Source organism: Streptomyces sp. NRRL B-1140 (assembly GCF_001280065.1).
Taxonomy (GTDB): Bacteria; Actinomycetota; Actinomycetes; order Streptomycetales; family Streptomycetaceae; genus Streptomyces.
The window spans coordinates 368,097-390,938 of record NZ_LGEA01000001.1 but is presented as its reverse complement, the minus strand read 5'-3'; the positions used below and the strand labels follow the sequence as shown (position 1 = coordinate 390,938).

Annotated in this window: 20 protein-coding genes; 16 read left to right on the top strand and 4 right to left on the bottom strand. The window is 73.4% G+C overall.

Features of this window, described 5'->3' with window-relative positions; translation table 11 throughout:
• Nucleotides 1–21: 21 nt before the first annotated feature.
• From ADK65_RS01675 to ADK65_RS01660, 4 genes are all read right to left on the bottom strand, one after another.
• Entirely contained in the window at nt 22–1,134 is a 1,113-nt protein-coding gene (locus tag ADK65_RS01675; protein WP_053667944.1) for a sensor histidine kinase, read from the bottom strand.
• Nucleotides 1,131–1,790: a response regulator gene (locus ADK65_RS01670; RefSeq protein WP_053668012.1), complete on the bottom strand. Its 660-nt coding sequence runs from the start codon at nt 1,788–1,790 to the stop codon at nt 1,131–1,133. Before ADK65_RS01670 ends, ADK65_RS01675 begins: the two co-directional genes overlap by 4 nt.
• 294 nt (nt 1,791–2,084) lie before the next feature.
• Complete coding sequence (locus tag ADK65_RS36685; RefSeq protein WP_234352765.1) at nt 2,085–2,360, bottom strand: DUF3253 domain-containing protein; 276 nt, start codon at nt 2,358–2,360, stop codon at nt 2,085–2,087.
• Nucleotides 2,361–2,486: 126 nt separating this feature from the next.
• The gene (locus ADK65_RS01660) at nt 2,487–5,720 is read right to left on the bottom strand and encodes a BTAD domain-containing putative transcriptional regulator (RefSeq protein WP_053667943.1); all 3,234 of its coding nucleotides are present in this window, start codon (nt 5,718–5,720) and stop codon (nt 2,487–2,489) included.
• A 175-nt stretch (nt 5,721–5,895) separates the two neighbouring features.
• On the opposite strand from ADK65_RS01660, the gene ADK65_RS38735 reads away from it, so the two are divergent.
• The 16 genes from ADK65_RS38735 to ADK65_RS01580 all read left to right on the top strand — a co-directional run bounded on the left by ADK65_RS38735 (nt 5,896) and on the right by ADK65_RS01580 (nt 22,839).
• A complete protein-coding gene (locus ADK65_RS38735; RefSeq protein WP_053667942.1) occupies nt 5,896–6,114 on the top strand; it encodes a hypothetical protein in 219 nt (72 codons plus the stop codon).
• Nucleotides 6,115–6,201: 87 nt separating this feature from the next.
• Complete coding sequence (locus ADK65_RS01650) at nt 6,202–7,089, top strand: NAD(P)-dependent oxidoreductase (RefSeq protein WP_053667941.1); 888 nt, start codon at nt 6,202–6,204, stop codon at nt 7,087–7,089.
• 197 nt (nt 7,090–7,286) lie between these two features.
• Entirely contained in the window at nt 7,287–7,802 is a 516-nt protein-coding gene (locus ADK65_RS01645; RefSeq protein WP_053667940.1) for a hypothetical protein, read from the top strand.
• Nucleotides 7,795–8,832 (top strand): hypothetical protein, encoded by a 1,038-nt coding sequence (locus ADK65_RS01640; RefSeq protein WP_053667939.1) that lies wholly within the window; start codon nt 7,795–7,797, stop codon nt 8,830–8,832. Before ADK65_RS01645 ends, ADK65_RS01640 begins: the two co-directional genes overlap by 8 nt.
• Before the next feature lie 266 nt (nt 8,833–9,098).
• Nucleotides 9,099–10,160 (top strand): N-acetylmuramoyl-L-alanine amidase, encoded by a 1,062-nt coding sequence (locus tag ADK65_RS01635; protein WP_053667938.1) that lies wholly within the window; start codon nt 9,099–9,101, stop codon nt 10,158–10,160.
• A gap of 259 nt (nt 10,161–10,419) precedes the next feature.
• Nucleotides 10,420–11,676 carry an ATP-grasp domain-containing protein gene (locus ADK65_RS01630; protein WP_199825549.1) on the top strand — a complete coding sequence of 419 codons (1,257 nt, stop codon included), beginning with the start codon at nt 10,420–10,422 and terminating at the stop codon, nt 11,674–11,676.
• Nucleotides 11,673–12,515, top strand: a complete 843-nt coding sequence (locus ADK65_RS01625) for a Rossmann-like domain-containing protein (protein WP_053667936.1) — start codon at nt 11,673–11,675, stop codon at nt 12,513–12,515. Before ADK65_RS01630 ends, ADK65_RS01625 begins: the two co-directional genes overlap by 4 nt.
• Nucleotides 12,512–13,600 carry a PLP-dependent cysteine synthase family protein gene (locus tag ADK65_RS01620; protein ID WP_053667935.1) on the top strand — a complete coding sequence of 363 codons (1,089 nt, stop codon included), beginning with the start codon at nt 12,512–12,514 and terminating at the stop codon, nt 13,598–13,600. The genes ADK65_RS01625 and ADK65_RS01620 overlap by 4 nt, the downstream gene beginning before the upstream one ends.
• The gene (locus tag ADK65_RS01615; RefSeq protein ID WP_053667934.1) at nt 13,597–14,649 is read left to right on the top strand and encodes a mandelate racemase/muconate lactonizing enzyme family protein; all 1,053 of its coding nucleotides are present in this window, start codon (nt 13,597–13,599) and stop codon (nt 14,647–14,649) included. Before ADK65_RS01620 ends, ADK65_RS01615 begins: the two co-directional genes overlap by 4 nt.
• A complete protein-coding gene (locus ADK65_RS01610) occupies nt 14,633–15,868 on the top strand; it encodes an MFS transporter (protein WP_053667933.1) in 1,236 nt (411 codons plus the stop codon). Before ADK65_RS01615 ends, ADK65_RS01610 begins: the two co-directional genes overlap by 17 nt.
• A complete protein-coding gene (locus ADK65_RS01605) occupies nt 15,865–16,653 on the top strand; it encodes a class I SAM-dependent methyltransferase (RefSeq protein ID WP_053667932.1) in 789 nt (262 codons plus the stop codon). The genes ADK65_RS01610 and ADK65_RS01605 overlap by 4 nt, the downstream gene beginning before the upstream one ends.
• 15 nt (nt 16,654–16,668) lie before the next feature.
• The gene (locus ADK65_RS01600; RefSeq protein WP_053667931.1) at nt 16,669–18,234 is read left to right on the top strand and encodes an ABC transporter substrate-binding protein; all 1,566 of its coding nucleotides are present in this window, start codon (nt 16,669–16,671) and stop codon (nt 18,232–18,234) included.
• Nucleotides 18,231–19,190, top strand: a complete 960-nt coding sequence (locus ADK65_RS01595) for an ABC transporter permease (protein WP_234352764.1) — start codon at nt 18,231–18,233, stop codon at nt 19,188–19,190. The genes ADK65_RS01600 and ADK65_RS01595 overlap by 4 nt, the downstream gene beginning before the upstream one ends.
• On the top strand, nt 19,187–20,026 hold the full coding sequence (locus ADK65_RS01590; RefSeq protein WP_078955751.1) for an ABC transporter permease: 840 nt from the start codon (nt 19,187–19,189) through the stop codon (nt 20,024–20,026). Before ADK65_RS01595 ends, ADK65_RS01590 begins: the two co-directional genes overlap by 4 nt.
• Nucleotides 20,023–21,579, top strand: coding sequence for an ABC transporter ATP-binding protein (locus ADK65_RS01585; RefSeq protein ID WP_053667928.1), 1,557 nt, complete (start codon nt 20,023–20,025; stop codon nt 21,577–21,579). The genes ADK65_RS01590 and ADK65_RS01585 overlap by 4 nt, the downstream gene beginning before the upstream one ends.
• A 141-nt stretch (nt 21,580–21,720) precedes the next feature.
• Nucleotides 21,721–22,839, top strand: a complete 1,119-nt coding sequence (locus tag ADK65_RS01580; RefSeq protein WP_053667927.1) for an acyltransferase family protein — start codon at nt 21,721–21,723, stop codon at nt 22,837–22,839.
• The last annotated feature ends 3 nt before the right edge of the window (nt 22,840–22,842 follow it).

Below are 22,842 nucleotides of genomic sequence, written 5' to 3'. Positions count from 1 at the left end.
GACGAACCAGGGTGAGGGGGGTCAGCTCGCGCTGAGGGGAATCCGCAGCCGTACCCGGTAGCCGCCCTCCGCGGTCGGACCCGCGTCGAGGGTGCCGTGCAGGATGTCGGCCCGTTCGCGCAGACCGACCAGGCCCTGCCGGGAGCCGGGCAGGGAGAGGGAAGGGCGGGTCGGTGCGGAGTTGGTGACGGTCACTCCGATGCCCTCGCCGTCCTGCCACAGCTCGACGCGTGCTCCGGCACCGGGGGCGTGCTTGCGGACGTTGGTCAGCGCTTCCTGGACCGTACGGTAGAGGGCCCGTTGCGCGGGGGTGCCCACGGCGGGCGGAAGCTCACCCGACAACTCCGCGTGGATGCCGCTGGACTCCACCAGTTTGCGCAGGTCGGCCAGGGTGGGCTGAGGGGTCAGCTCGGTGGCGTGGCCGCCGGAGGCGCGCAGCAGGGTGACCATGGTGCGCAGTTCGTCGAGGGTGGTGACGCTCAGCGTACGGATCGTGCGGGCGGCCTCCTCGGCGTCCGCGTCCTTGGCGGCGACCTGAAGGGCTCCGGCCCGTACGGCGATCAGGCTGACCTGGTGGGAGACCACGTCATGCATCTCGCGGGCCAACTGGGCGCGCTCGCGGGCGAGCACGGCCTGTGCGTGCAGGGTCCGCTCGTGCTCCCTGGCCTCCTCGATCTCGGCCAGCCGCCGCGCCAAGTCCCGTTGTGCCTGGAGAAGCTGGCCGCAGAGGACCGGCGCGGCGCTCGTCGCCAGGCCGTACACGAAGAAGACCAGTGTCATGGTGCGGTCGACCTCGGCCAGAGGCCACGGAGTGCTGCTCGCGACGGCGGCCAGGGCGACGCACACCGCGAGGAGAGGGCGGTTACGGGAGCGTTCGGCCAGCGTGAACAGCGCCACCAGCACAGCGACGGCGACGTCCTGCATCAGAGCGATGGGCAGGGTGAGCAGGAAGACGCCGAGCGGGAACCTGCGCCGGAACGCCAACGCGGCGCAGCCGACCGAGGCCAGTGCCACCCCGAGAGGCGTGTGCCCCCACATGCTCACCACGCCTACGTCCACCGCCGCCACCGCCACCACAGCGATGTCGACGACCGGCGCTGGGACCCGCTGCCACAGGGCACGTGCACGGCTCATCGGCCGGCCTCCGACCGCGGGTGCTCGCCGAGCAGACCGGCACGCTGCGCCAGCAGCGCGGCCTGCACCCGGCTCGCCACACGGAGCTTGGTGAGGATGGCGCTGACGTGATCCTTGACCGTGCCGGCACCCAGGTGGAGGCGGGCCCCGATGTCGGCGTTCGACAGACCCTCCGCCACCAGCAGCAGCACGTCGCGCTCGCGGGCGGTGAGGAGCCGCACCCGGGCCGCCTCCTCGTCGACGGCCGTCTGGGTGCCGGGGTGGCTGTGCAGCAGGGTCCGCGACGCCTTCGGGGAGAGCACCACACCGCCGGCGGCCAGAGTGCGCACCAGTTGGGCGAGTTGCTCCGGCTCGGTGTCCTTGAGCAGGAAACCGGCCGCGCCCGAGTGCAGCGCGGTCAGGATGTACTCGTCGGCGTCGAACGTGGTGAGCATCGCCACGACCGGAGCATCCGGCATCGTACGAACCTCGCGCAGCACGGTGAGCCCGTCGACGTCCGGCATCCGGATGTCCAGCAGGACCACGTCGGGCCGCTCGCGGCGGACGGTATCCACTGCTTCACCACCGCTCGCGGTGGCGACGACCTCGATGTCGTCGGAGGCGCTCAGGATGAGCCCGAACCCCGAGCGGACCAGCGCCTCGTCGTCCACCACCACCACTCGGATCACGTGTTCTCCGCCTCACCTTCGTCCGTGCCACCCGCCGATGTCCGCCTCGACTCTAGAACCCGGAGGGAGGCCCGGCGTCCCTTCGCACGGCAGCTCCAGCCGCACGGCGGGGTAGCACCCTCCGGTCGGCGGGGGCAAGGTGCGCCGAGCACCGCGCCCCGGTCGGCCACGACAGGGTGCGGCCATTCCTGCGGGTGATGCCCGGTGACCGGATCGTTCCACAGCGGTCCGGATCGTGTGCGGCCGGCCCGTCACCGGCCCGGATCACGTGCGACCGGGCCGTCACCGGCCCGCGCGTCGGATGCGGAGGGGGCCGCGCGCCTCGGACTCCGCGACGGGCCGGCCTGCCTGGGTCACCTCGACCTTTCCGGCCGCCACCAGACGCCAGGCGGCTCGGCGGGCCGGTTCCATCAAGGCCCGCCAGCCTTCGTCGTCGCCTTCGTAGGCCTCCCGGGCCGCGTCGGAAGGACAGATGGAAGAAGTGGGCGCACGCCGCTCCAGCAGGTCCATGATGACCTGCTCCAGCCGCCGGGTGGGCTGCCGATCCGCCTGTGCCACGCCATCCAGTCTGGCACCGTTCGCGCGAGGGTGACTGTCACGCACGCCGGTCGCGGTGCAGGCCGGGGCGGGCATCCGCGACGATCACGAGCTGCCCGGGGGAGGCGGCGGCGGAGGGCTGCCGGCTCACGGTGTCGGCGGGTGTCCCTCCGCCAGGACCTCCGCCTCATGGCCGCGCCGGGTCCCCTCGGTGAACTCGCTCGCGTATGTCTCCTCGTCCAGCGCGGCGCGCAGCCGGGCCGCGATGCGCTCCACGTCCCCCCGCTCCGCCGGAGGGTGCGGGGCGCCGGCCCGTTCGCGGGTCGCCGCTGCCGTCCCGATGAGGCGGGCCGCCCGTCGCGTCGCCCCGGACAGGGAGTACGCGCCCGCCAGGCCCTCGAGGGCCAGGGCGATCGAGCGGGGGTCCTTGGTCGTCGCGGCGGCCGCGAGGCCGTCCCGGTGACAGGCCAGGGCGCGGTCGGCGTCGCCGCGCTGCTCGGCGATGAAGCCCAGTTCGGCCAGGACCAGCGCGAGACCGGGGGCGTCCCCGCGGCGGCGGTTCCAGGCGAGCCAGGGCCGCAGCCTCTCCTCGGCGGCGTCCAGCCGGCCCTGGCGGCGCGCGCTGAGCGCGAGGCCCAGCGCGGCGAACTGCTCGGCCGGCCGGTTGCCCTGCCCGACCGCGATCCGCAGCGCGCGCGTGTGCAGCTCGTCCGCCTCGTCGTAGCGCTGGGTGAGCAGGGCGATCCGGCCGAGTCCCGACAGCTTCGCGGACATCTCCGGCCAGGTCTCCAGGGCCTGGGCGATCCGCAGGCTCTCCCGGTGCAGGCGGTCCGCCAGGTCGTAGTCGCCGTTGATCTCGGCGAGCCTGCCGAGCACGTCGGTCGTCTTCAGCCGGCCCCACAGGTCGCCCAGCTCCGCGAAGTGGGCGCGGGCCTCCTCGGCGTCGCCGCGCAGCGTCTCGAGGTCGCCGCGGGCCAGGGCGAAGCACGCGCGCGTGGTCAGGGCGGCGGCGGTGCCCCACGCGTCACGCAGGGTGCGGAAGCGGACCAGGACCCGCTCGACCCGCTGTTCCCCCTCGGCCAGCGCCCCCACCGTCCACTGGGCGTGCGCCAGGAACCACTGGGCCCTGGTCGACTCCAGGGTCGACTCCGGCGGGTACTCCTGCGGGGCGTCGCACTCCCCGTCGTGCTCGCCGAGCAGCAGACGGATGCCCGTGTACCAGAACTCCGCCTCCAGGCGCTCCGCGGGCGCGGCCTCGCCCGGCGTGTCCAGGGCCGTCGCCAGCGCCCTGCGGGCCTCGCCCAGCCGACCTCGGACGTACCAGTACCAGGTCAGCGAGTTGACCAGGCGCAGCGCCTCCTGCGCGGCCCCTGACCGGTCGGCCTCGGCCAGCGCGCGTTGCACGTTCGCCGCCTCCAGGTCCAGGTACCGCAGCCAGCGGGACTGCTCCCGCTCGTGCAGACGCGGCCGGGCCCGCTCGGCGAGGCGGACGCAGTGGCGCAGGTGCCGGGCGGCGGTCTCGGCGTGCTCACCGGACTCGGCGAGCCTGTCACGCGCGTAGACCGCGACCGACTCCAGCAGCCGGTAGCGCGGACCCCGCGGCCCTTCCGTGCGGACGGCCAGGGAGCGCTCCACGAGCAGGCTCAGCGCGTCGAGGACGTCGGCGGGGGACACGCCGCCGCCGGAGCACACGTCCTCGGCGGCCCGCAGCCCGCACCCCTCGCCGAACACCGACAGCCTGCGCAGCACGGTCCGTTCCCGGTCGTCGAGCAGGCTCCAGCTCCAGTCGAGCGTGGCCTGCAGCGTCCGGTGGCGCGAAGGGGCGTCACGGTAACCGCTGTTGAGTACCTCGAAGCGGTCGTCGAGCCGGTCGTGCAGCTCCGCGATGCCCAGCGACCGCACGCGTGTGGCGGCCAGTTCCAGGGCGAGCGGGATGCCGTCGAGGCGTCGGCAGACATCCGCGACGAGCGGGGCGGTGGTGGCGTCCAGCACGAAGTCCGGGTCCGTCGCCCTGGTCCTGTCCACGAAGAGACGTACGGCCCCCGCGCTCGTCAGGGCGTCGAGATCCGGGTCGTTCTCCGGGGGGAGCGACAGCGGCGCCACCGGGTACACCGTCTCGTCACGGGTCCGCAGGGGTTCCTGGCTGGTCGTCAGGATGTGCAGGTGCGGGGCCCGGCTGAGCAGCAGGCCGGTCAGGTGCGCGACGGCCTCCACGACGTGTTCGCAGTTGTCCAGCACGAGCAGCAGCCGCCGCCCGGCCAGCGCGTTCGCCAGCCGGTCCGCCGGGCCCTCGGCGTCGTCGGAGGCGTTCTCCCGGATGCCCAGCGCCGCCATCACCTGTTCGGCCAGCGCCTCCGCGCCGGCGAACCGCTCCAGGCCCCCGGCGTCCGCGAGCTCCACCAGCCGGATGCCCTCGCCGAACGCGCCCGCCAGATTCTCCGCGGCGGCCTGGGCCAGACGCGTCTTGCCGACCCCTCCCGGGCCGGTGAGCGTCACCAGGCGGCGCTGTAAGAGCAGGGCCCGGATCGCCGGGACGTCCTGCTCGCGGCCCACCAGGGGTGTGGCCGAACCTGTCGGCGCCGGGCCCGCCCGCATCACCGCATGGGACGGCGCGGGCGGCTCCGGCCGGGCCAGAACCGGGTCATGGCGCAGGATCGCCTGCTGCAGCGCCTCCAGGGACGGTCCCGGTGTCAGCCCCAGCTCCTCGTCGAGCCGGCGACGCAGGTCGTTGAAGCAGTCGAGGGCATCGGAGGAGCGTCCCGCCCGGTACAGCGCCCACATCAGCGCACCCCGCAGGCCCTCGCGCAGCGGATGCTGCTCGACCAGCTCTGTCAACTCGCCGACCAGCAGGCTGTGTTCACCCAACTCCAGCCGCACCGCGGTGTGTTCCTCCACGGCCGTCAGGCGCTCCTCCTCCAGGCTCGCCGCCGTCGGCCGTACCGACGGCTGGTCCGTGAACTCGGCGAACGCGGGGCCGCGCCACAGGGCCAGCGCCTCGGTGTACAGCGCCGCCCGCGTCACGGGGTCCGCGCCGGACCTGGCCCGGGCGACCAGTTCGCGGAACCGTCCGGCGTCGAGCGCACCGGCCGGGATGCCCAGGGCGTATCCGGGCGGCCGGTGCGCGATCAGTTCCCGGCTCCCCGCCTCCGCGTCCTCCAACGCGCGCCGCAGCTGGGAGACTTTGGCCTGGAGCGACGCCGTCGGCCGGGCCGTGAAGGTCGAGCCGCCCCACAGGTCCTCGATGAGCCGCGCCGCCGGGACGACCTGCCCGTGGTGGGCGAGCAGATCGGCGAGGAGCATGCGCACCTTGACTTCGGGGACCCGCACGAGACGACCCTCGTCCGTGCGCACCTCCAGCGGCCCCAGCACCCCGAATTCCATGATCTCAGCGTAACCGGCCGACGACCGGCGCCGACGTGCGGCGAAAGGGCTCCGCCACCGTCCCTTCGGGCTTTCCCGCAGCGTTTCCGAAGTCGTCCGAAGCAGATCCGAAGGGGCAGACGCCAGGGTTCCTGGAGGAGAAGCGGTTCGGCGTCGGCGCGGGAGGCGGGGGCAGGTGGCCGGGAAGGAACGACTGCGGCCGGTCATCATCATCGGCAGTCTCAGGAAGGGCCGGTTCGGGCCCCTCGCGGGCAAAACGCGCGACGTCCACCCGCAGCGCTGCCACCGCGACGTCCAGGGCTTCTCGCTGCACGCGCCGGCCGACATCGACGTCGGTCTCGCGCCTCGGGGCCGCGCCCTGGCCGGCCCGGAGCCCGGCACCGTCTTTCTCTGAGACGACGCCCCGGACCGCTCTCTCACCGGCGCGCTCAGCGTGCCGGTTCGCTCAGCACACCCACTTCGTACCTGGAGGAACTGATTCATGGGTGACAACCACACCTCGGTGTCGGTGCTCGGCCTCGGCCTGATGGGGCAGGCCCTGGCCGCCGCCTTCCTGAAGGCGGGTCACGCCACCACCGTGTGGAACCGTTCGGCGGACAAGGCCGACGGCCTCGTCGAGGACGGCGCGGTCCTCGCCGCGACCCCCGCCGACGCCGTCGCCGCGAGCGACCTGGTGGTCGTGTGCGTCTCGACGTACGACGTGGTGCACGACGTCATCGGCTCGCTCGGCGACGCCGTGCGCGGCAGGACCGTCGTCAATCTGACCACGGGCTCCTCCGAGCAGGCCCGCCGGACCGCCGCGTGGGCGGAGAAGAACGGCGCGCAGTACCTCGACGGCGCCATCATGATCACCCCGCCCGGCATCGGCGCCGAGACCTCCGTCCTCTTCTACGCGGGTGACCAGGCCGTCTTCGACGCCCACGAGCCCGTGCTGAAGCTCCTCGGCGGCGGCACCACCTACCTCGGTACCGACCACGGCAAGCCCGCCCTGTTCGACGTGTCGCTGCTCGGTCTGATGTGGGGGGCCCTCAACAGCTTCCTGCACGGCGTGGCCATCGTGGAGACCGGCGGCGTCAAAGCGCAGGAGTTCCTGCCCTGGGCCCACATGTGGCTCGACGCCATCAAGATGTTCACGGCCGACTACGCCGCGCAGATCGACGCCGGCGACGAGAAGTACCCGGCCAACGACGCCACCCTGGAGACGCACCTCGGCGCGCTCAAGCACCTCGTCGAGGAGTCCGAGGCCCTCGGCGTCGACACCGAACTGCCCAAGTACTCCGAGTCGCTGATGGAGGGGGTCATCGCCCAGGGCCACGCCAGGAACAGCTACGCAAGCGTCGTGAAGGCGTACCGCCGCCCCAGCCGGTAGGCAGCGGGTCCGGTAGCGCTTCACCCCTTGACGAAGGGCCGGTCCCGGCCTCACCGCCGGAACCGGCCCCTTCCCATGCCCGAACCTCCGGCGTCCCGGAATCGCGCTGATGACGCACCCCCCACATTGCCCAGCCCTCCCGGGATGCGGTTGGATCACCGAACCGGCCGAGCGAGGCAGCGAACGGAGGAGAGTCGATGGCAGCAGAGGGGGAGCGGCCGGAGAGCACGTCCACGGGTCACACCGATGAGTCCGCGCACATCACGATCGGTGGTGGCGCGTGGCAGCCCATACCCGCTCCGCGCACGGACGAGGCCGCCGGCGCACTCCTCGACGTGCTCACAAAGGTGCGGTCCGACCTCACACTGCTGCGGGACTCGGATGAGCTCATCGCGTTGAGAGACCAGTGCGACGCGGCCGTGGACGAGATCTCCCGGACCGGTCACGTCACGCTCGACCTCGTCGCCCTGCTCCGGGACCGTCTCGCGGCAGCCGAGCCGGTCCGGGCCCTGGCCTCCGGTGCCGCTCTCGCCCTGGCCCTCGACCGGGTGGAGGACGGCCTGCGCACGCTGCGCCCCGCCGAGAAGCCGAAGCGGACCTGGCCCGCCGGTCACGCACGCCCCGGCGGGTACGGAACCCCGGCCGGCCACACCCCACCCGGACCCAGCACCGGCTCCGACGACGACGAATGGCCCGACCCCGCCGATGGGTGACATCGCCAAGGGGGTGCTGGGCGGGGCCTGGACCCTGCTCGTGGGCTGGATCCTGCCCACCGCGCTGAACCTGGCCGTCTTCCTGCTCGCCGTCGCCCCGAGCCTTCGCGGCCTCGGCCCGTTCGAACGGCTGCGCGGCGCGAACGCACCCGGCACCGGCCTCACCCTGCTGACCGGGGCGCTGCTGCTCGGCCTCGTCGCCAACGCCTGCCAGAACGCGCTCTACCGGGTCCTGGAGGGGTACCTGCTGTGGCCGGCCCGGGCCTTCGAAGCGGGCTGCCGCCGCAGCCGTCGGACCAGGGCGTTCCTCGCGGACCGGCTGACCGTGCTCCGTCTGGAACGCCGCGCGGCCGATCAGGGAACGCTGGGGCCCGGGGACGCGCAGGAGCTCGCCCGGCTGCTGGCCGACCCGCGGCTCGCCCGGGCCGCCAGGCGGGACCGGCGCCGCACCGCTGTGCAGCGCGGGCTGCTGCGCGAGCGGTTCGCCCGGTTCCCGATCGCCGACGACCAGATCGCCCCGACCCGGCTCGGGAACGCCATCCGCCGCTTCGAGGAGTACGGCTGGGACCGCTACCGCCTCGACACCCAATTGCTGTGGAACGAACTCACCGGCTGCGTCCCGGACCAGATCCGCCGCCAGAGCGAACTGGCCCGCGCCAGCGTCGACTTCTTCGTGGCCCTGCTGTCCGGCCACGTCGCCGTCGCCCTGGCGGCGGCTCTCGCGCTGGCGGCCGGGGACCGGCCGGACCGTCTCGCCCTGGTGAGCGCCCTCGTCGTCCTCACCGGGCTCGTTCCCGTCTGGTACCGGTCGGCGGTCACCGCCACCGACGAGTGGGCGGCGGCCGTCCGCGCCCTGGTCAACACCGGCCGCAGACCCCTCGCGGCCTCTCTCGGCCTCGCCCTCCCGCAGACCCTCGCCGCGGAACGCGACATGTGGACGATGGTGTCCCGGCTCTCCCGCATCCCCTACCACGAACGCGCCGCGGCACTGGACCCCTACCGCGCCGAACCCGCCACGGACCCGCTCTGACAGGCCCTGCCCCGGCTCGCGGACGGTCGGAATCCGGTACCGGGACGTCGTAATCGCGCCGTTTTCGGTGCGGGGCGTACGGCGAGGTGAGCGGCGGGTCGAACGGCGGAAGAATGATAGGGGCCTGACAACTGCAGTGCAGGATCAGGCACGCTGCGAAATTCAGCATGCCCCGAGATCAGCCACTCTTCGGGACCAGGCCGCTCCCCACATGTGATCGACCGTCTTCAGACCGGCACGCACGCGCCGGAACGGAGGACTGACTCATGGCCACCCCGCTCACCGCCGCCCGGCTCGTCGCCGCGTTGAAGGCCGAGGGCTGCACCGTTCACGAAGTCGCCGGCTGGCGCACCAACAACCGCAACCACAAAGGACCTTGGGGCCCCGTGCACGGCGTGGTGGTCCATCACACCGTCACCGGCCCCGGCACGGACGTCGTCGGGCTGATCTTCCACGGCCACAGTGCTCTGCCCGGTCCGCTCGCCACCGGGTGCATCACCAAGGACGGCGTCGTCCACCTCACCGGCAACGGCCGGGCCAACCACGCCGGCGGCGGGGACGGCGACGTCCTCGACGCCGTCATCGGCGAGTCGTACGGAACGTATCCGCCCCCGACGCACGAGCACGACGGCTCGGCGGGCTCGGTCGACGGCAACGCCCGCTTCTACGGCTGGGAGTGCGAGAACAAGGGCGACGGCAGGGATCCGTGGCCGCCCGCCCAGTACCTCGCGATGGTCAAGGCGACCGCCGCGGTCTGCCGCGCGCACGGCTGGGGCTCCAAGAGCGCCATCGGCCACCTGGAATGGAGCGACTGGAAGGTCGACCCGCGCGGATTCGACATGGCCGGCTTCCGCCGCGACGTCGCCGATGCCCTGGCCCTCCCGGCGGGCCGGTGGGAAGGAGAGGACCCCATGCCCCAGTACGTCAACCTCGGTGCCGCCGAGCCGTACGACCTCGCGCCCGGCGCGTGGGACTCGGTCGAGTTCACCGCGGAATGGACCGACGAGACCGGCGACCACGCCACCGGGGGAAGCGTCTTCGCCCGCGGCCCGGCCCGCTTCGGCGGAACCCTCAGCCTGCACATCGACGGACTGCCGGCGGGCGCCGTCGTCCAGGCGCGCATGACGGAGTACGAGGACGACGAGCAGCGCGTGGACCACCCGATCCACGAGATCGTCGGGACGGGCGGCGGCACCTTCGTGGTCGTGCCCGTCACGAAGCGGGTCGCGTCGGGCCGGAGCATGCGGGTGCGGCTGCTGAACCAGGGCGCCGTACCGGTCACCGTCGTCAGCGCCGTACTGACCGTGCTGGTGTGGAAGGAGACCTGAGCGGCGGAGGGTCGTGACGAGGGCGAGGGGCTGTGGAAGCCCCTCGCCCTCGACGCGTTCGGCGGGCGGTGAAGCGGAGAGGTGAGGGCGCCTCGGCCGCCGGGGCGGGATTCGCGGGTTCTCGGGAAGATCTTTCGCTCGATCAGATGACAATGAAAATGATTATCGGTAGCGTCTCCGACGGTATCCCGCGCCCTCCTCGCCGAGGCCCCGCCGGGCTGCCCGCATGCCTCGAACTCATCGTGAAGAAAGGGGAGTCGTGGCTCATCTGTTGGTGGTCGAGAGCTGGGTCGGGTCCATGAGCCGACTGCTGCCGAGGGCGATCCGGGAGAACGGGCACGCGTTCACGCTCCTCACCCGCGATCTGCACCACTACCTGCGCTCGGCACCGGAGGGGACGGCCCATCCGCTGCTCGGGGCCCGCCACATCATCACGGCCGACACCAACGACATCGAGGCGCTGCTCCCGGAGGCCGAGCGGCTGCACGGCGTGCTCGGCTTCGACGGGGTCATCACCTCCTGCGACTACTACCTGCCCGCCGTGGCGCGGATCGCGGAGCGGCTGGGCCTGCCCGGCCCGGGGGCCGAGGCGGTCGGCGACGCCTGCCGCAAGGACGCCACCCGCCACGTCCTGGAGGACGCCGGGGTGCCCGGACCGCGCTTCGCCGTGGAGGAGGAGTGGGCCGACATCGCCCGGGCCGCACACGGCATCGGATATCCGCTGGTCGTCAAGCCGGTCGACCTGTGCGCGGGCATGTACGTGCGCCGGGTGGACGACGAGGCCGGACTGTCCGCCGCCTGCCGCGAGTTGGCCGACTTCCCTCTCAACGCCCGCGGCCAGCGGCGCACCCCCGTGGTGCTGCTGGAAGAGCTGCTGGACGGGCCCGAGGTGAGTGTCGAGACGGTGTCGTACGCCGGCGCGGTCCATGTGGTGGGCGTGACCGACAAGAGCGTCGCCGGGGCACCCGCCTTCGTCGAGACCGGGCACATGTTCCCGGCCGCCCTCACCTCCGCCGACGCCGAGGCCGCCGAGCAGACCGCCCTGGCCGCGCTCAAGGCCCTCGGGCTGACCGACGGGGTCGTGGCGCACACGGAGATCAAACTGACCTCCGCCGGACCACGCGTGGTCGAGGTCAACCCCCGGCCGGCCGGGAACCGCATCACCGAACTGGTGCGGCACGTCACCGGAATCGACCTCGCCGCCGCCTGCGTGGACGTCGCCCTGGGCCGCGCGCCCGACCTGCGGCACACGGACACCGGGCTGCGCAGTGCCGCCATCGGCTTCCTGGTGCCGGGATCGTCGGGCACCCTCGAAGCACTCGACGGCCGCGGGACCGAAGACCTGCCCGGGGTTCTGGAAGTGCAACTTGCCGAGCCGGGACGGACGGTGAAGGCCGCGGGCAGCAACAACGAGTACCTGGGCCACGTCATGGCCGGCGACCCCGACGGGCTCGGGGCCCGCGCCCGCGTCGAGACCCTGCTGGACGGACTGCGGGCCGGGCTGGTGATCCGGTGACCACCGCCCTCACCGGCACCTGCCGGACGTACGAGGACCTGGTGGGCCTGGTGCGCGCCGGGGCCTTCGGGCCCGACCCGGGCACCCTGCGCATCGCCGTCGCCTTCACCACCCGCCAGGCCGTCCGGCACGACGGGCGCGGCACCGGCTACCGCAACGAGGTCCTCAGCCTGCGCCTGGCCGCAGCCGTCGGCTCCTGCGCGGTCGAGCCCGGGACACTGCCGGACAGCGCCGTCGAGGAGTGCGTGGGCGCGGACGTGGCCGGGCTGCTGGAGCACCCGCTGCCGCCGGTACGGGTGGCGGCCCTCGACGCCTACCTGATGCACGTCTCGCCGCACACCCCGGAGCACGGGGCCACGCCGGTCGCGCTGCCGGGCGGGTCGTCGCTGGAGAAGTCCCGGGCCCGGGCGAACGCCGTCGCAGATCTGCTGGACCTGCCGCCGGGCGCCACCGTCCTCGTGGTCGGGGTGGTCAACTCCCTGCTGGAAGCGCTGCGTTCGCGCCAACTGCGCTACGTACCCTGCGACCTCAAGGGCGACCGCACCGAGTGGGGCGAGCCGGTCGTCACGGACGCGCTCGCCGCAGCGGGGCGGTGTGACGCCCTGCTCGTCTCCGGCATGACCCTGGGCAACGGAACCTTCGAACCGCTGCGGCGGCACGCGCTCGCCCACGGCAAGCAGCTGGTGATGTTCGCCCAGACCGGGAGCGCCGTGCTGCCCCGCCTCCTCGGGCAGGGCGTCACCGCGGTGTGCGCGGAGCCGTACCCGTTCTTCTGGCTGGACGGCGGCCCCGGTGTCCTCCACCGCTACGACGGTTCCCGTCCGGGAGGCCGGCGATGACCACGACCGCCGTCCTGCCCGACGCCCGCCGCGAGCTGCTGTCCCTGGTCGGCAGAACCCCGCTGGCCCGGATCGCCGCCGGCCTGCCGGGCCCGCACCCCGGTTTCTGGGCCAAGCTCGAAGGGCTCGCGGTGGGCGGGATGAAGGCCCGGGCCGCCGTGTCCATGCTGCTGGGCGCGCGTGACCGCGGCGAACTGCTGCCCGGCGCACCGGTCGTGGAATCCACCTCCGGCACGCTCGGCATCGGCCTGGCCTTCGCCGGACAGGCACTCGGCCATCCCATCGTGCTGGTCGGCGACCGTGAACTGGAACCGTCCATGCGGCAGTTGCTGCTCTCGCACGGGGTGCGGCTGGAGATCGCCGACCGTCCGGCGGAGCGGGGCGGCTGGCAGGCCGCCCGCCTCGCCCTGCTGCGCGGCCTGCTCGCCGAACTGCCCGGCGCCTACTGGCCCGACCAGTACAACAACCCCGACAACACCGCCGGCTACGCCTCCCTGGCCGCCGAACTCGCCGTGCAGCTCGACCACCTCGACATCCTGGTGTGCAGCGTCGGCACAGGCGGGCACAGCGCCGGCATCATCGGCCCCCTGCGCCGGCACTGGCCCGCCCTGCGGCTCATCGGCGTCGACGCCACCGGCTCCACCATCTTCGGCCAGCCCGCCAGGCCCCGGCTGATGCGCGGCCTGGGCAGCAGCATCCACCCGCGCAACGTCGCCTACGACGCCTTCGACGAGGTCCACTGGGTCGGCCCCGCCGAGGCCGTCGACAGCTGCCGGCGGCTGGCGCGGGGCGCCTTCGTCAGCGGCGGCTGGAGCACGGGAGCCGCGGCCCGGGTCGCCGCCTGGGCGGCCCGCGTCCACCCCGGGGCGGTCGTCGCCACCGTCTTCCCCGACGGCCCGCACCGTTACCTCGGCACGGTCTACGACGACGACTTCACCACCGCCCACGGCCTCGAGCCGTCGACCGCGGCCACCCGGCCCGTCGAGATCCCGCACCCGTACGCGGCCGAGGCCGCCGGCTGGGTCCGCTGCACCAGGGTCACCGACCCGCTCGCCGCCCCCGCCCTCCGGAACGAGCGCCCGTGAAGTCCCGTCTGCGCACCGTGCGCCTCGAACTCGCCGAACCCCTGCGCATCTCCCGTTCCGTCATGGCCGCACGCGACGCCGTCTGGCTGACCGTCGAGCACGACGGACTGCGCGGCCACGGCGAGGCCGTCACCAGCGTCTACTACGGACTCGGCACCGACCGGCTGATACGACTCCTCACCGCGGCGGACCCCGGCCGCTTCGCCGATCCGGAGAGCGCCCTGGAGGCCCTGCGAGCGGGGGAGTGGCCCGGCGTGGACGTGCCGGCCGCCGTGACCGCCGCCGTCGAGTCGGCGCTGCTCGACCTGGCCGGCAAGCGGGCGGGCGTCCCCGTGCACCGCCTCCTCGGAGCCGCCGAACCGCCCGTCGCGGCCACCGCACGCACCATCGGCATCACGACCCCCGGCCGGGCGGCGGCGCAAGCACGCCGTCTCGCCGCGAGCGGCTTCGAGATCATCAAGGTCAAAGCCGGCGCCCCCGACCCTCAGGACGACATCGAACGGGTCCGCTCCGTCCGCCGCGCCGCCCCCCGGGCCCGGCTGCTCCTCGACCCCAACGGCGCCTGGTCCATGGCGCAGGCGGCCGCCCTGCTGCCGCGTTTCGCCGACCTCGGGGTGGAAGCCGTGGAGCAGCCCGTCGCCCCCGGCGACCCGGACGCCCTGGGCGCCCTCGCGGAACGCGCACCGCTGCCCGTCATCGCCGACGAGGACGCCGTGGACCTGGACGATGTCCGCCGCCTCGCCGGACGCGTCCAGGGCGTCAACGTCAAGCTCGCCAAGTGCGGCGGCGTGCACACCGCCCTGCGCATCGCCGAGTCGATCGAGGGCAGCGGCACCGCACTCATGCTGGGCTGCCTCACCGCCAGCACGCTCGGCCTGGCTCCCGCCGTCCACCTGGCCGGCCGCGCCCGCTGGGCCGACCTCGACGGACACCTGCTGCTCGCCCACGACCCGTGGACCGGTATCGGCGGAGGCGACGGCGTCGTACGGGCGAGTGGCTCTCCGGGGCTGGGCGTCGAGGAGGTGGCGGCACGTGAGGACGTGGCATGAGATACGGCGCTTCCCGCCCGCCGTGCGGCTGCTGCTGGTCAACCAGTTCGGCGTCAACACCGGCTTCTACCTGCTCATCCCCTACCTCGCCACCCACCTCACCGAGAACCTCGGCCTGTCGGCGGCGGCCGTCGGCATCGTCCTCGGCGTGCGCAACCTCAGCCAGCAGGGCCTGTTCATCATCGGCGGCTCCGCCTCCGACCGGCTGGGCGCGCGCGGCGTCATCATCGCCGGATGCGCCCTGCGCACCCTCGGGTTCGCGCTGTTCGCGCTCGGCGACGGGCTCGCGGTGCTGCTCGCCGCCGCCGTGCTCAGCGGCGTCGCCGGGGCGCTGTTCAACCCGGCCGTGCGGGCGTATCTCGCGCAGGAGGCGGGGGAGCGCAGGGCCGAGGCGTTCGCCCTGTTCAACGTGTTCGCCACGTCCGGCGCGCTCGTCGGGCCGCTGCTGGGCAGTGTGCTGCTCCTCGTCGACTTCCGTACGTCCGCTCTGACCGCCGCCGGGATCTTCGCGGTGCTCACCGCGGCCCAGGCCCTCGTCCTGCCCGTGCGCAAGGCCGAGCCGAGTGCGGGTGGCGTCCTCGGGGACTGGCGGGAGGTGCTCGGCAACCGGGCGTTCCTGGCCTTCTCGTTCGCCGTCGTCGGCCTGTTCACCCTCGAGAGTCAGCTGTATCTGCTGCTGCCGGACGGAGCGAGGCGGGCCACCGGCTGGGACGGGGCGGCCGGCCTCGTCTTCCTCGTCGGTACGGTGGCGAACCTGGCGCTCCAGCTGAGGATCACCCGGGCCCTCAAGTCCCTTGGCAACAGGGCTGGTTGGATCACCGGCGGACTCGCGATGATGGGGCTGTCCTTCGTGCTGCCGGCCTTCAGCCCCGGCCTGCTGCCACTCCTGGCCTGCGCCCTGCTGCTCTACCTCGGCCTCATGGTCGCCCAGCCCTTCGTCATGGAGCTGATCCCCGGCTTCGGCCGCCCCGAGCTGACCGGCACGTACTTCGGGATCTTCTACGCCGTCTCCGGCGTCGCCGCCGCTCTCGGCAACGCCGCCGTCGGCTGGGCCATGGACAGCGGAGCGCGGAACGCCGTATGGCTGCCCTGGGTGAGCTGCGCGCTCTGCGGCCTTCTCTCCGCGCTCGGCGTGGCCTGGCTGCACCGGCTGGGTGCCCTGCCCGCCCGCAGCGCCCCCCAGTCCGCCGTCCCGGTCGGGGAGAGGAGCACGGCATGACGAGCGGCAACCTGCTCACCGACCACCCCGCGCTGTACGAGGCCCGCTTCCCCGACGCCGAACGACGGGCCGCCCGCTGGACGGAGGACCGCCTGCGCCACCACGGAGCCGGGGCGCGCGTGCTGGACATGGGCTGCGGTACCGGCCGGGACGCCGCCGGACTGCACCGGGCCGGCCGGACCGTCACCGGCGCCGACCTCTCCGAGGCGATGCTCGCCCATGCCCGCGCCCACCAACCCGGGCCCCGGTACGTCCGGGCCGACCTGCACGGCTTCGACCTCGGCCGGTCGGCGTTCGACGCCGTCGTCTGCCTGGACAGCTCCCTGCTGTACTGCCACACCAACGACCAGCTCGACGGCTTCCTCGCCTCCTGCCGCCACGCCCTCGCCCCGGGCGGACTGCTCGTCGCGGAGATGCGCAACGGCGCGTACTTCCTGGGCCGGACCGACCTGCTGGAGCGGCCCGTCGTCGACGCGTTCACCTGGCAGGGCATCACCTACCGGTCCACGACGACCCTCACCCTGGACCGCGCCGCCCAGCTCCTGCGCCGGACCCGCGTATGGACCACCGGCGACTCCTCCCCGCCCGTCACGCAGCACTCCGCCTGGCGCCTGCTGTTCCCGCACGAACTGCGGCACTTCCTCGCCGCGCACGGATTCGAGGTGCTCGAACTCCACGACGGCCCCGGCCCGCGCACCGAACCCCCCTGGCCGGAGGCCACCTCACCCGGCACGGCCACCGACGGCGACCGGCTGCACCTCGTCGCGCGGCTGCACACCCCCTGACACGAAGGACCAGGCATGTACGACAGACCCCTTTCCGGCCTGCACCGCCGCGGCTTCCTCGCCGCCACCACCGGCGCCGCCGCCCTCGCCCTCACCGGCTGCGGCGGCACGGACGACAAGGCAACCGGCAGCGGCGACGGACCGCCGAAGCGGGGCGGACGCCTGCGCGCGGCCTTCGCCGGCGGCGGCGCGAGCGAAACCCTCGACCCGCACCTGGCCAACCTGTTCGCCGACGTCGCCCGCGCCAAGGCCCTCTTTGACAAGCTCGCCGACTACGGCGCGGATCTCTCCGCCCGGCCCCGCCTCGCCGAGAAGTGGGAGTCCGACAAGAACCTGGCGCGCTGGCGGGTGACGCTGCGTCAGGCCACCTTCCACGACGGGAAGCCGGTCACCGCCGAGGACGTCCTGTACAGCTACCGCCGTATCGCCGACCCCGAGAAGGCCTTCCGCGCCAAGGCGTCCCTGGAGCCCATCGACCTCGACGCCAGCCGTGCCGCGGACGAGCGAACCGTCGAGTTCGTCTGCAAGCGCCCCACGGCCGAATTCCCCAACATTCTCGCCGCGTTCGGGGCGTACATCGTCCCCCGGCACGCCACCGGCTTCGACGACAAGCCCATCGGCTCCGGCCCCTTCCGGTTCGTCTCCTTCACACCCGGCCGCTCCGCCGTCTTCCGCCGCTACGAGGACTACTGGGACGGCGCCCCGCACCTCGACGAGATCGAGTTCGTCGTCGCCAACGAGGAGTCCGCGCGCGTCAACGCCCTCCTTGCGGGACAGGTCGAGTACGCGCACGAACTGAACCCCACCACCGCCCGCGCCCACGAAGGCGGGGGACGGATCGAGATCGTGCGGCTGCGCAACAGCGCCATGCAGGCGTTCTGCATGAAGACCGACCGGCCGCCCTTCGACGACAAACGGGTGCGCGAGGCCTTCTTCCTCATCGCCGACCGGCAGGAACTCGTCGACGGCGCCCTGTCCGGTGCGGGCGAGGTCGGCAACGACCTGTTCGGCAAGGGCTACGAGTACTACGCCTCCGCACTGCCGCAGCGCGAGCGGGACCTCGACCACGCCCGGGCCCTGCTCAAGCAGGCCGGTGCCGAGAAGCTGAAGGTCACCCTGGACACCTCGGCCGTCGCCGCGGGGTTCACCGAGGCCGCGAGCATCTTCCGCGACCAGGCCGCCGAGGCCGGCGTCACCATCGACGTGAAGACGGGCAGCAAGGACTCCTACTGGAGCGACATCCTCGACGGCGGCACCCTGTGCTGCTACCGCTCCGGTGCCATGCCCATCGAGGCCCACATCTCCCAGCGCCTGCTCACCGACTCCACGACCAACGCCACCAAGTGGCACCACAAGGACTTCGACGCCCTCTACCAGCAGGCCCAGTCCACCCGGGACAAGACCGAACGGGCCGCTGTCTACACGCGGATGCAGCGCCGCCTGTACACCGAGGGCGGCTTCCTGATCTGGGGCTTCGCGGACTGGATCATCGGAACGGCACGCAACGTCAGGGGAGTGGAGACCAAGGCCCCCGCCAACACCCTCGACTGGGCCCGCTTCGACAAGGTATGGCTGGCGTGAAGCGGAGCGGTCTGCGCTCGTTCGTCGCCCGGCGGCTGGTGCTCGGTGCCGTGCAGACCGTGGCCGTCGTGCTGCTGGTCTTCGCGCTCACCGAGGCGCTGCCGGGCGACGCCGCGGTCGCCCTCGCGGGCGACCAGCCCGACCCCGCCCGCATCGCCGCGATCCGCGCGTCCATGGACCTGGACCGGCCCGCCCACGAACGGCTCGCGGACTGGGCGACGGGCATGCTGCATGGCGACTTCGGCACCTCCCTGACCTCCGGCCGCCCGGTCACCGGATACATCGCCGACGGTTTCGGCCCGAGCCTGCTGCCGGCCGCCCTCACCCTCGCCCTGCTCGTCCCCCTCGGGTTCGGGCTCGGTGTGCTCGCCGCCCGCCACGAGGGGCGGCTCGTCGACCGGCTGATCAGCTCGGCGACGCTCGCCGTGTACGCCGTCCCCGAGTTCGCACTCGGAGTGCTGCTGGTGACGGTTTTCGCACTGAAACTGACCTGGCTGCCGCCGACGGCGGTCGGCTTCGGCACGGACCTGCTCGGTCACCCCGCCGTGCTGGTGCTTCCCGTGCTGGTCCTGTTGTCCCGCCCGGTCTGTTCCCTGTCCCGGCTGGTCCGCGCCGGCATGGTCGACGCCCTCGCCTCGCCGTACGCGGCCCATGCCCGCCGCTACGGTGTCTCCGGCGCCCGCGTCCGCTACACCCACGCGCTCCTCAACGCCCTCGCTCCTGCCGCCCAGCAACTCGCCCGCACCATCGACTGGTTGCTGTGCGGGGTCATCGTCGTGGAGGCGCTGTTCGTGATCCCCGGCCTGGGGACGGTCCTCCTGAACGCCGTCGCCGAGCGGGACGTGCCCGTGGTGCAGGGGCTGGCGGTGGTGTTCGGCGTGCTGACCGTCGTACTGAACCTGGGCGCGGACGCTCTGGCGTACCGGCTGACGCCCCGGGCGGGGGTGGCGGCGTGAGGGCTGACGCGCCGGGCGGGCGTGGCGGCGTGAGGGTGTCGCGCCGGTTCCTTCTCGGCCTCGTGATCGTCGCCGTCCCTGTCCTGCTAGCCCTCCTGGGGCCCCTGTTCGCCGGTGCGCCCGGCCCCCGCTCCGCCTCCTTCACCCTCGGCGGCGGCCACTGGCTCGGCACCGACTTCGTCGGTCGCGACGTGTGGCGGCAGGTGCTGCACGGCGGCCGCACGGTCGTGCTGACCGCGCTCGCCGCGACGGCCCTCGCCTACCTCGTCGCGCTGCCGGTCGGACTCGCCGGCGCGCTCACCCCCGCGCGACGCCTGGAGGACCTGCTGATGCGCCCCTTGGACGTGCTGCTCGCCGTACCGTCGCTGCTGCTGATCCTGCTGGTGGCGTCCGTGTTCTCGCCGGGCGCCACGGGCCTGGCACTGCTCGTCGCGCTGGTGAACGTGCCCGACGCCGCCCGGATCGTCCGCGCCGCCGCGGCCGAGGCCGCCTCCCGGCCCGCCGTGGAGGCGCTGCGCATGCAGGGCGAGACATGGTGGCGCGTCGCCTTCGGCTACGTCGGCCGCTCGGCCCTGCGTACCCTGGCCGCCGACGCCGGCATCCGGCTGACGGGTGTGCTGTACCTGGTGTCGACCGCCGCGTTCCTCGGTGTGGGAGTCGCCCCGGACGCCGCCGACTGGGCGGTCATGGTCGACCGCAACCGAACCGGGCTCTTCGTGCAGCCCTGGGCGGTCGTCGTCCCCGCGCTGCTGATCGTCGCCCTGACGACGGGCACCAACCTGCTCTTCGACGCCGCGCTGGAGAAGAGCCCCAGAAGGAAGGGACGGCGGCCGTGAACCACGCCACGGGCCCGGCGGAACCCGCCGCCGAGATCAGCGAGCTGCGGGTGGAGATCGACGGCCGGGCGATCGTCGACGGAGTGCGCCTGCGGGTGCTGCCCGGCCGGGTGACCGCCCTGGTCGGTGCCTCCGGCAGCGGCAAGACCACCATCGGGCTGGCGCTGCTGGGGGAGTATCCGGCCGGTGCCCGCGTCACGGGGGAGGTGCGCCGGCCGGGAGACGGCCCGGTGGGCTACGTTCCCCAGCACCCGGCCACCGTGCTCAACCCGGCCCGTCGCATCAGCGCCCTGCTCGACGACATCGCCCGCCCGCAGGTGCGCCGTCTGCCCCGCCCCGAACGCCGTGGCGCGGCTCGGCGACTGGTTCTGCGAGCCCTTTCGGAGGCACAACTCCCCGACGCAGAGGCCTTGTTGCGACGGTACCCGCACCAGCTCTCCGGTGGCCAGCAGCAGCGTGTCGTCCTCGCTCAGGCCCTCCTCCTCGGCGCCCGGGTCATCGTCGCCGACGAGCCCACCACCGGCCAGGACGTGCTCACCAAGAGGGCCGTCGTCGACCGGCTGGCGGCGGTCGCCGCGCGCGGCATCGCGGTCGTCCTGCTCAGTCACGACCTCGACGTCGTCCGCGCGCTCGCCGACGACGTCCTCGTCCTGCGCGCCGGCCAGGTCGTGGAGTCGGGCCCCGCGGAGCGGCTGTGGAAGGCACCCCGCCACGACTGGACCCGCCGGCTGCTGGAGGCACAGCGCCCGGCACCGCGTGCCGACACACCCGTCGATCCCGGCCAACCCGTCCTGGAGGTACGGCATCTGAACGCCGTGCACGACCCCGGGACCACCGTCCTGCGCGTCCCGCACCTCGCCCTGCATCCCGGCACATGTCTGGCCGTCGTCGGCCGCTCCGGCAGCGGCAAGACCACCCTCGCCCGCTGCCTGGCCGGTCTGCACCGAGACCACGACGGTGAGATCCTGCTCGACGGCACCGCACTGCCGCGCAGCCTGCGCCGCCGCAGCCGGGCGCAACTCGCCGCCGTGCAGTACGTGTTCCAGGACGCCCTGGCCTCCTTCGACGAGCACCGGCCCGTCCTCGCCCAGGTCGCCCGCACCGCCGTCCGGCTGCGCGGCACCGCCGAGGACACGGCGACGGACGAGGCCCGCGCCACCCTCGCCCGCCTCGGCCTCCCGGACGAGCTCACCCGCCGCCGCCCCGGCGAGCTCTCCGGCGGCGAACTCCAGCGCGCCGCACTCGCCCGCGCCCTCCTCGCCCGGCCCCGGGTCCTGGTGTGCGACGAGATCACCTCCGGCCTGGACGCCGTGAGCCGCCGCGGCCTCCTCGACCTGCTCGCCGGCCTGGCCCGCGACCGCGGCGACCTCGCCCTCGTCCTGATCACCCACGACCTGGACACGGCGGCCCCCGCCCACCGCATCGCCGTACTGGACGCCGGTGAACTCGTCGAACAGGGACCCGCCCAGCAGGTCCTCACCGCACCACGGCACCCCCTCACCACGGCCCTGCGGGAGACGATCGCCCGTCCCGGTACGTACACCCGGGCATGAACCGAAGCGAGCCATGTCCGTTACGAGTTGAACGAACGCACGGCCCTGTGATCAGGTTGCGGGCGATGTTCTGCGCACACTCCCTTCCTTCACTCCCTGCCGGAAGAGGCGACCACGCCTCGAGCCGCTTCGGGAGGGCCCGTGAGTGACACGATGACCGCGCTCCGCCCGGGCGCGGAAACGACCCCGAGTGCGCGCACGGAGGAGCCCGCCGCCGCGAACCGCCCGGCCCGGCAGCGGGACGCGTTCTTCGACAACGCCAAGTACCTCGCGATCGTCCTCGTGGCGGTGGGGCACGCCTGGGAGCCGCTGCGCCAGGACAGCAGGACCGTCACCGCCCTCTACACCCTCGTCTACGCCTTCCACATGCCGGCGTTCATCATCATCTCCGGCTACTTCTCGCGTACGTTCGACGGCAGCCCGGCCCGGCTCCGGCGTCTGGTCACCGGCGTCGCCGTCCCGTACGTGGTGTTCGAGACGGCGTACACCTTCTTCACCCGCTGGTCCAGCCAGGACCCCGACCGCCCGGTCAGCCTGCTGGACCCCCTCTACCTCACCTGGTTCCTCGCGGCCCTGTTCGTCTGGCGGCTGACCACGCCGCTGTGGCGGCTGGTGCGGTGGCCGCTCCCGCTCGCCCTGGCCATCGCGATGGCTGCCACGACCGCGCCGTCCATCGGGCGCGACCTCGATCTGCAGCGCGTCCTGCAGTTCCTGCCGTACTTCGTGTTCGGTCTGCTGCTGCGGCCGGAGCACTTCCGGCTGGTGCGACGGCGGGCGGCGCGGGTACTCGCCGTTCCGGTGGCCGCCTGCGCCCTGGGCCTGGCGTACTTCGCGGTGCCGCGGATGGACTACGCCTGGTTCTTCCACGCGGACAGCGCCCCGGAACTGGGCGTCCCCGTCTGGTACGGGCCCCTGATGACCCTGGCCGTCTTCGGCTGCTCCCTCGTCCTGGTCGGCTGCTTCCTCGCCTGGGTGCCCGGGCGGCGGACCTGGTTCACGGTGCTGGGCGCCGGGACCCTGTCCGGTTACCTGCTGCACGGTTTCGTCGCGCAGGCCGCGAAGCACTGGGGCTGGTACGAGCCGGTCCGGGGCGGCCCCATCGGCGTGATCGCCGCCACCCTGGTCGCGGCCGTGGCCGTCACCGCGCTGTGCGCACCGCCCGTACGGCGCGCCTTCCGCCGGGTGACGGAGCCCCGGATGGCGTGGGCCTTCCGCGACACGGCCAACGGCCGGGCCGGAGCCCGCCGAGCTGCGTCCTGACCG

Coding starts and splice junctions, on each gene's coding strand:
- ADK65_RS01640 (WP_053667939.1), top strand. CDS start 7,795: ATGGGTGACATCGCCAAGGGGGTGCTGGGCGGGGCCTGGACCCTGCTC.
- ADK65_RS01660 (WP_053667943.1), bottom strand. CDS start 5,720: ATGGAATTCGGGGTGCTGGGGCCGCTGGAGGTGCGCACGGACGAGGGT.
- ADK65_RS01605 (WP_053667932.1), top strand. CDS start 15,865: ATGACGAGCGGCAACCTGCTCACCGACCACCCCGCGCTGTACGAGGCC.
- ADK65_RS01650 (WP_053667941.1), top strand. CDS start 6,202: ATGGGTGACAACCACACCTCGGTGTCGGTGCTCGGCCTCGGCCTGATG.
- ADK65_RS01675 (WP_053667944.1), bottom strand. CDS start 1,134: ATGAGCCGTGCACGTGCCCTGTGGCAGCGGGTCCCAGCGCCGGTCGTC.
- ADK65_RS01635 (WP_053667938.1), top strand. CDS start 9,099: ATGGCCACCCCGCTCACCGCCGCCCGGCTCGTCGCCGCGTTGAAGGCC.
- ADK65_RS01620 (WP_053667935.1), top strand. CDS start 12,512: ATGACCACGACCGCCGTCCTGCCCGACGCCCGCCGCGAGCTGCTGTCC.
- ADK65_RS01645 (WP_053667940.1), top strand. CDS start 7,287: ATGGCAGCAGAGGGGGAGCGGCCGGAGAGCACGTCCACGGGTCACACC.
- ADK65_RS01600 (WP_053667931.1), top strand. CDS start 16,669: ATGTACGACAGACCCCTTTCCGGCCTGCACCGCCGCGGCTTCCTCGCC.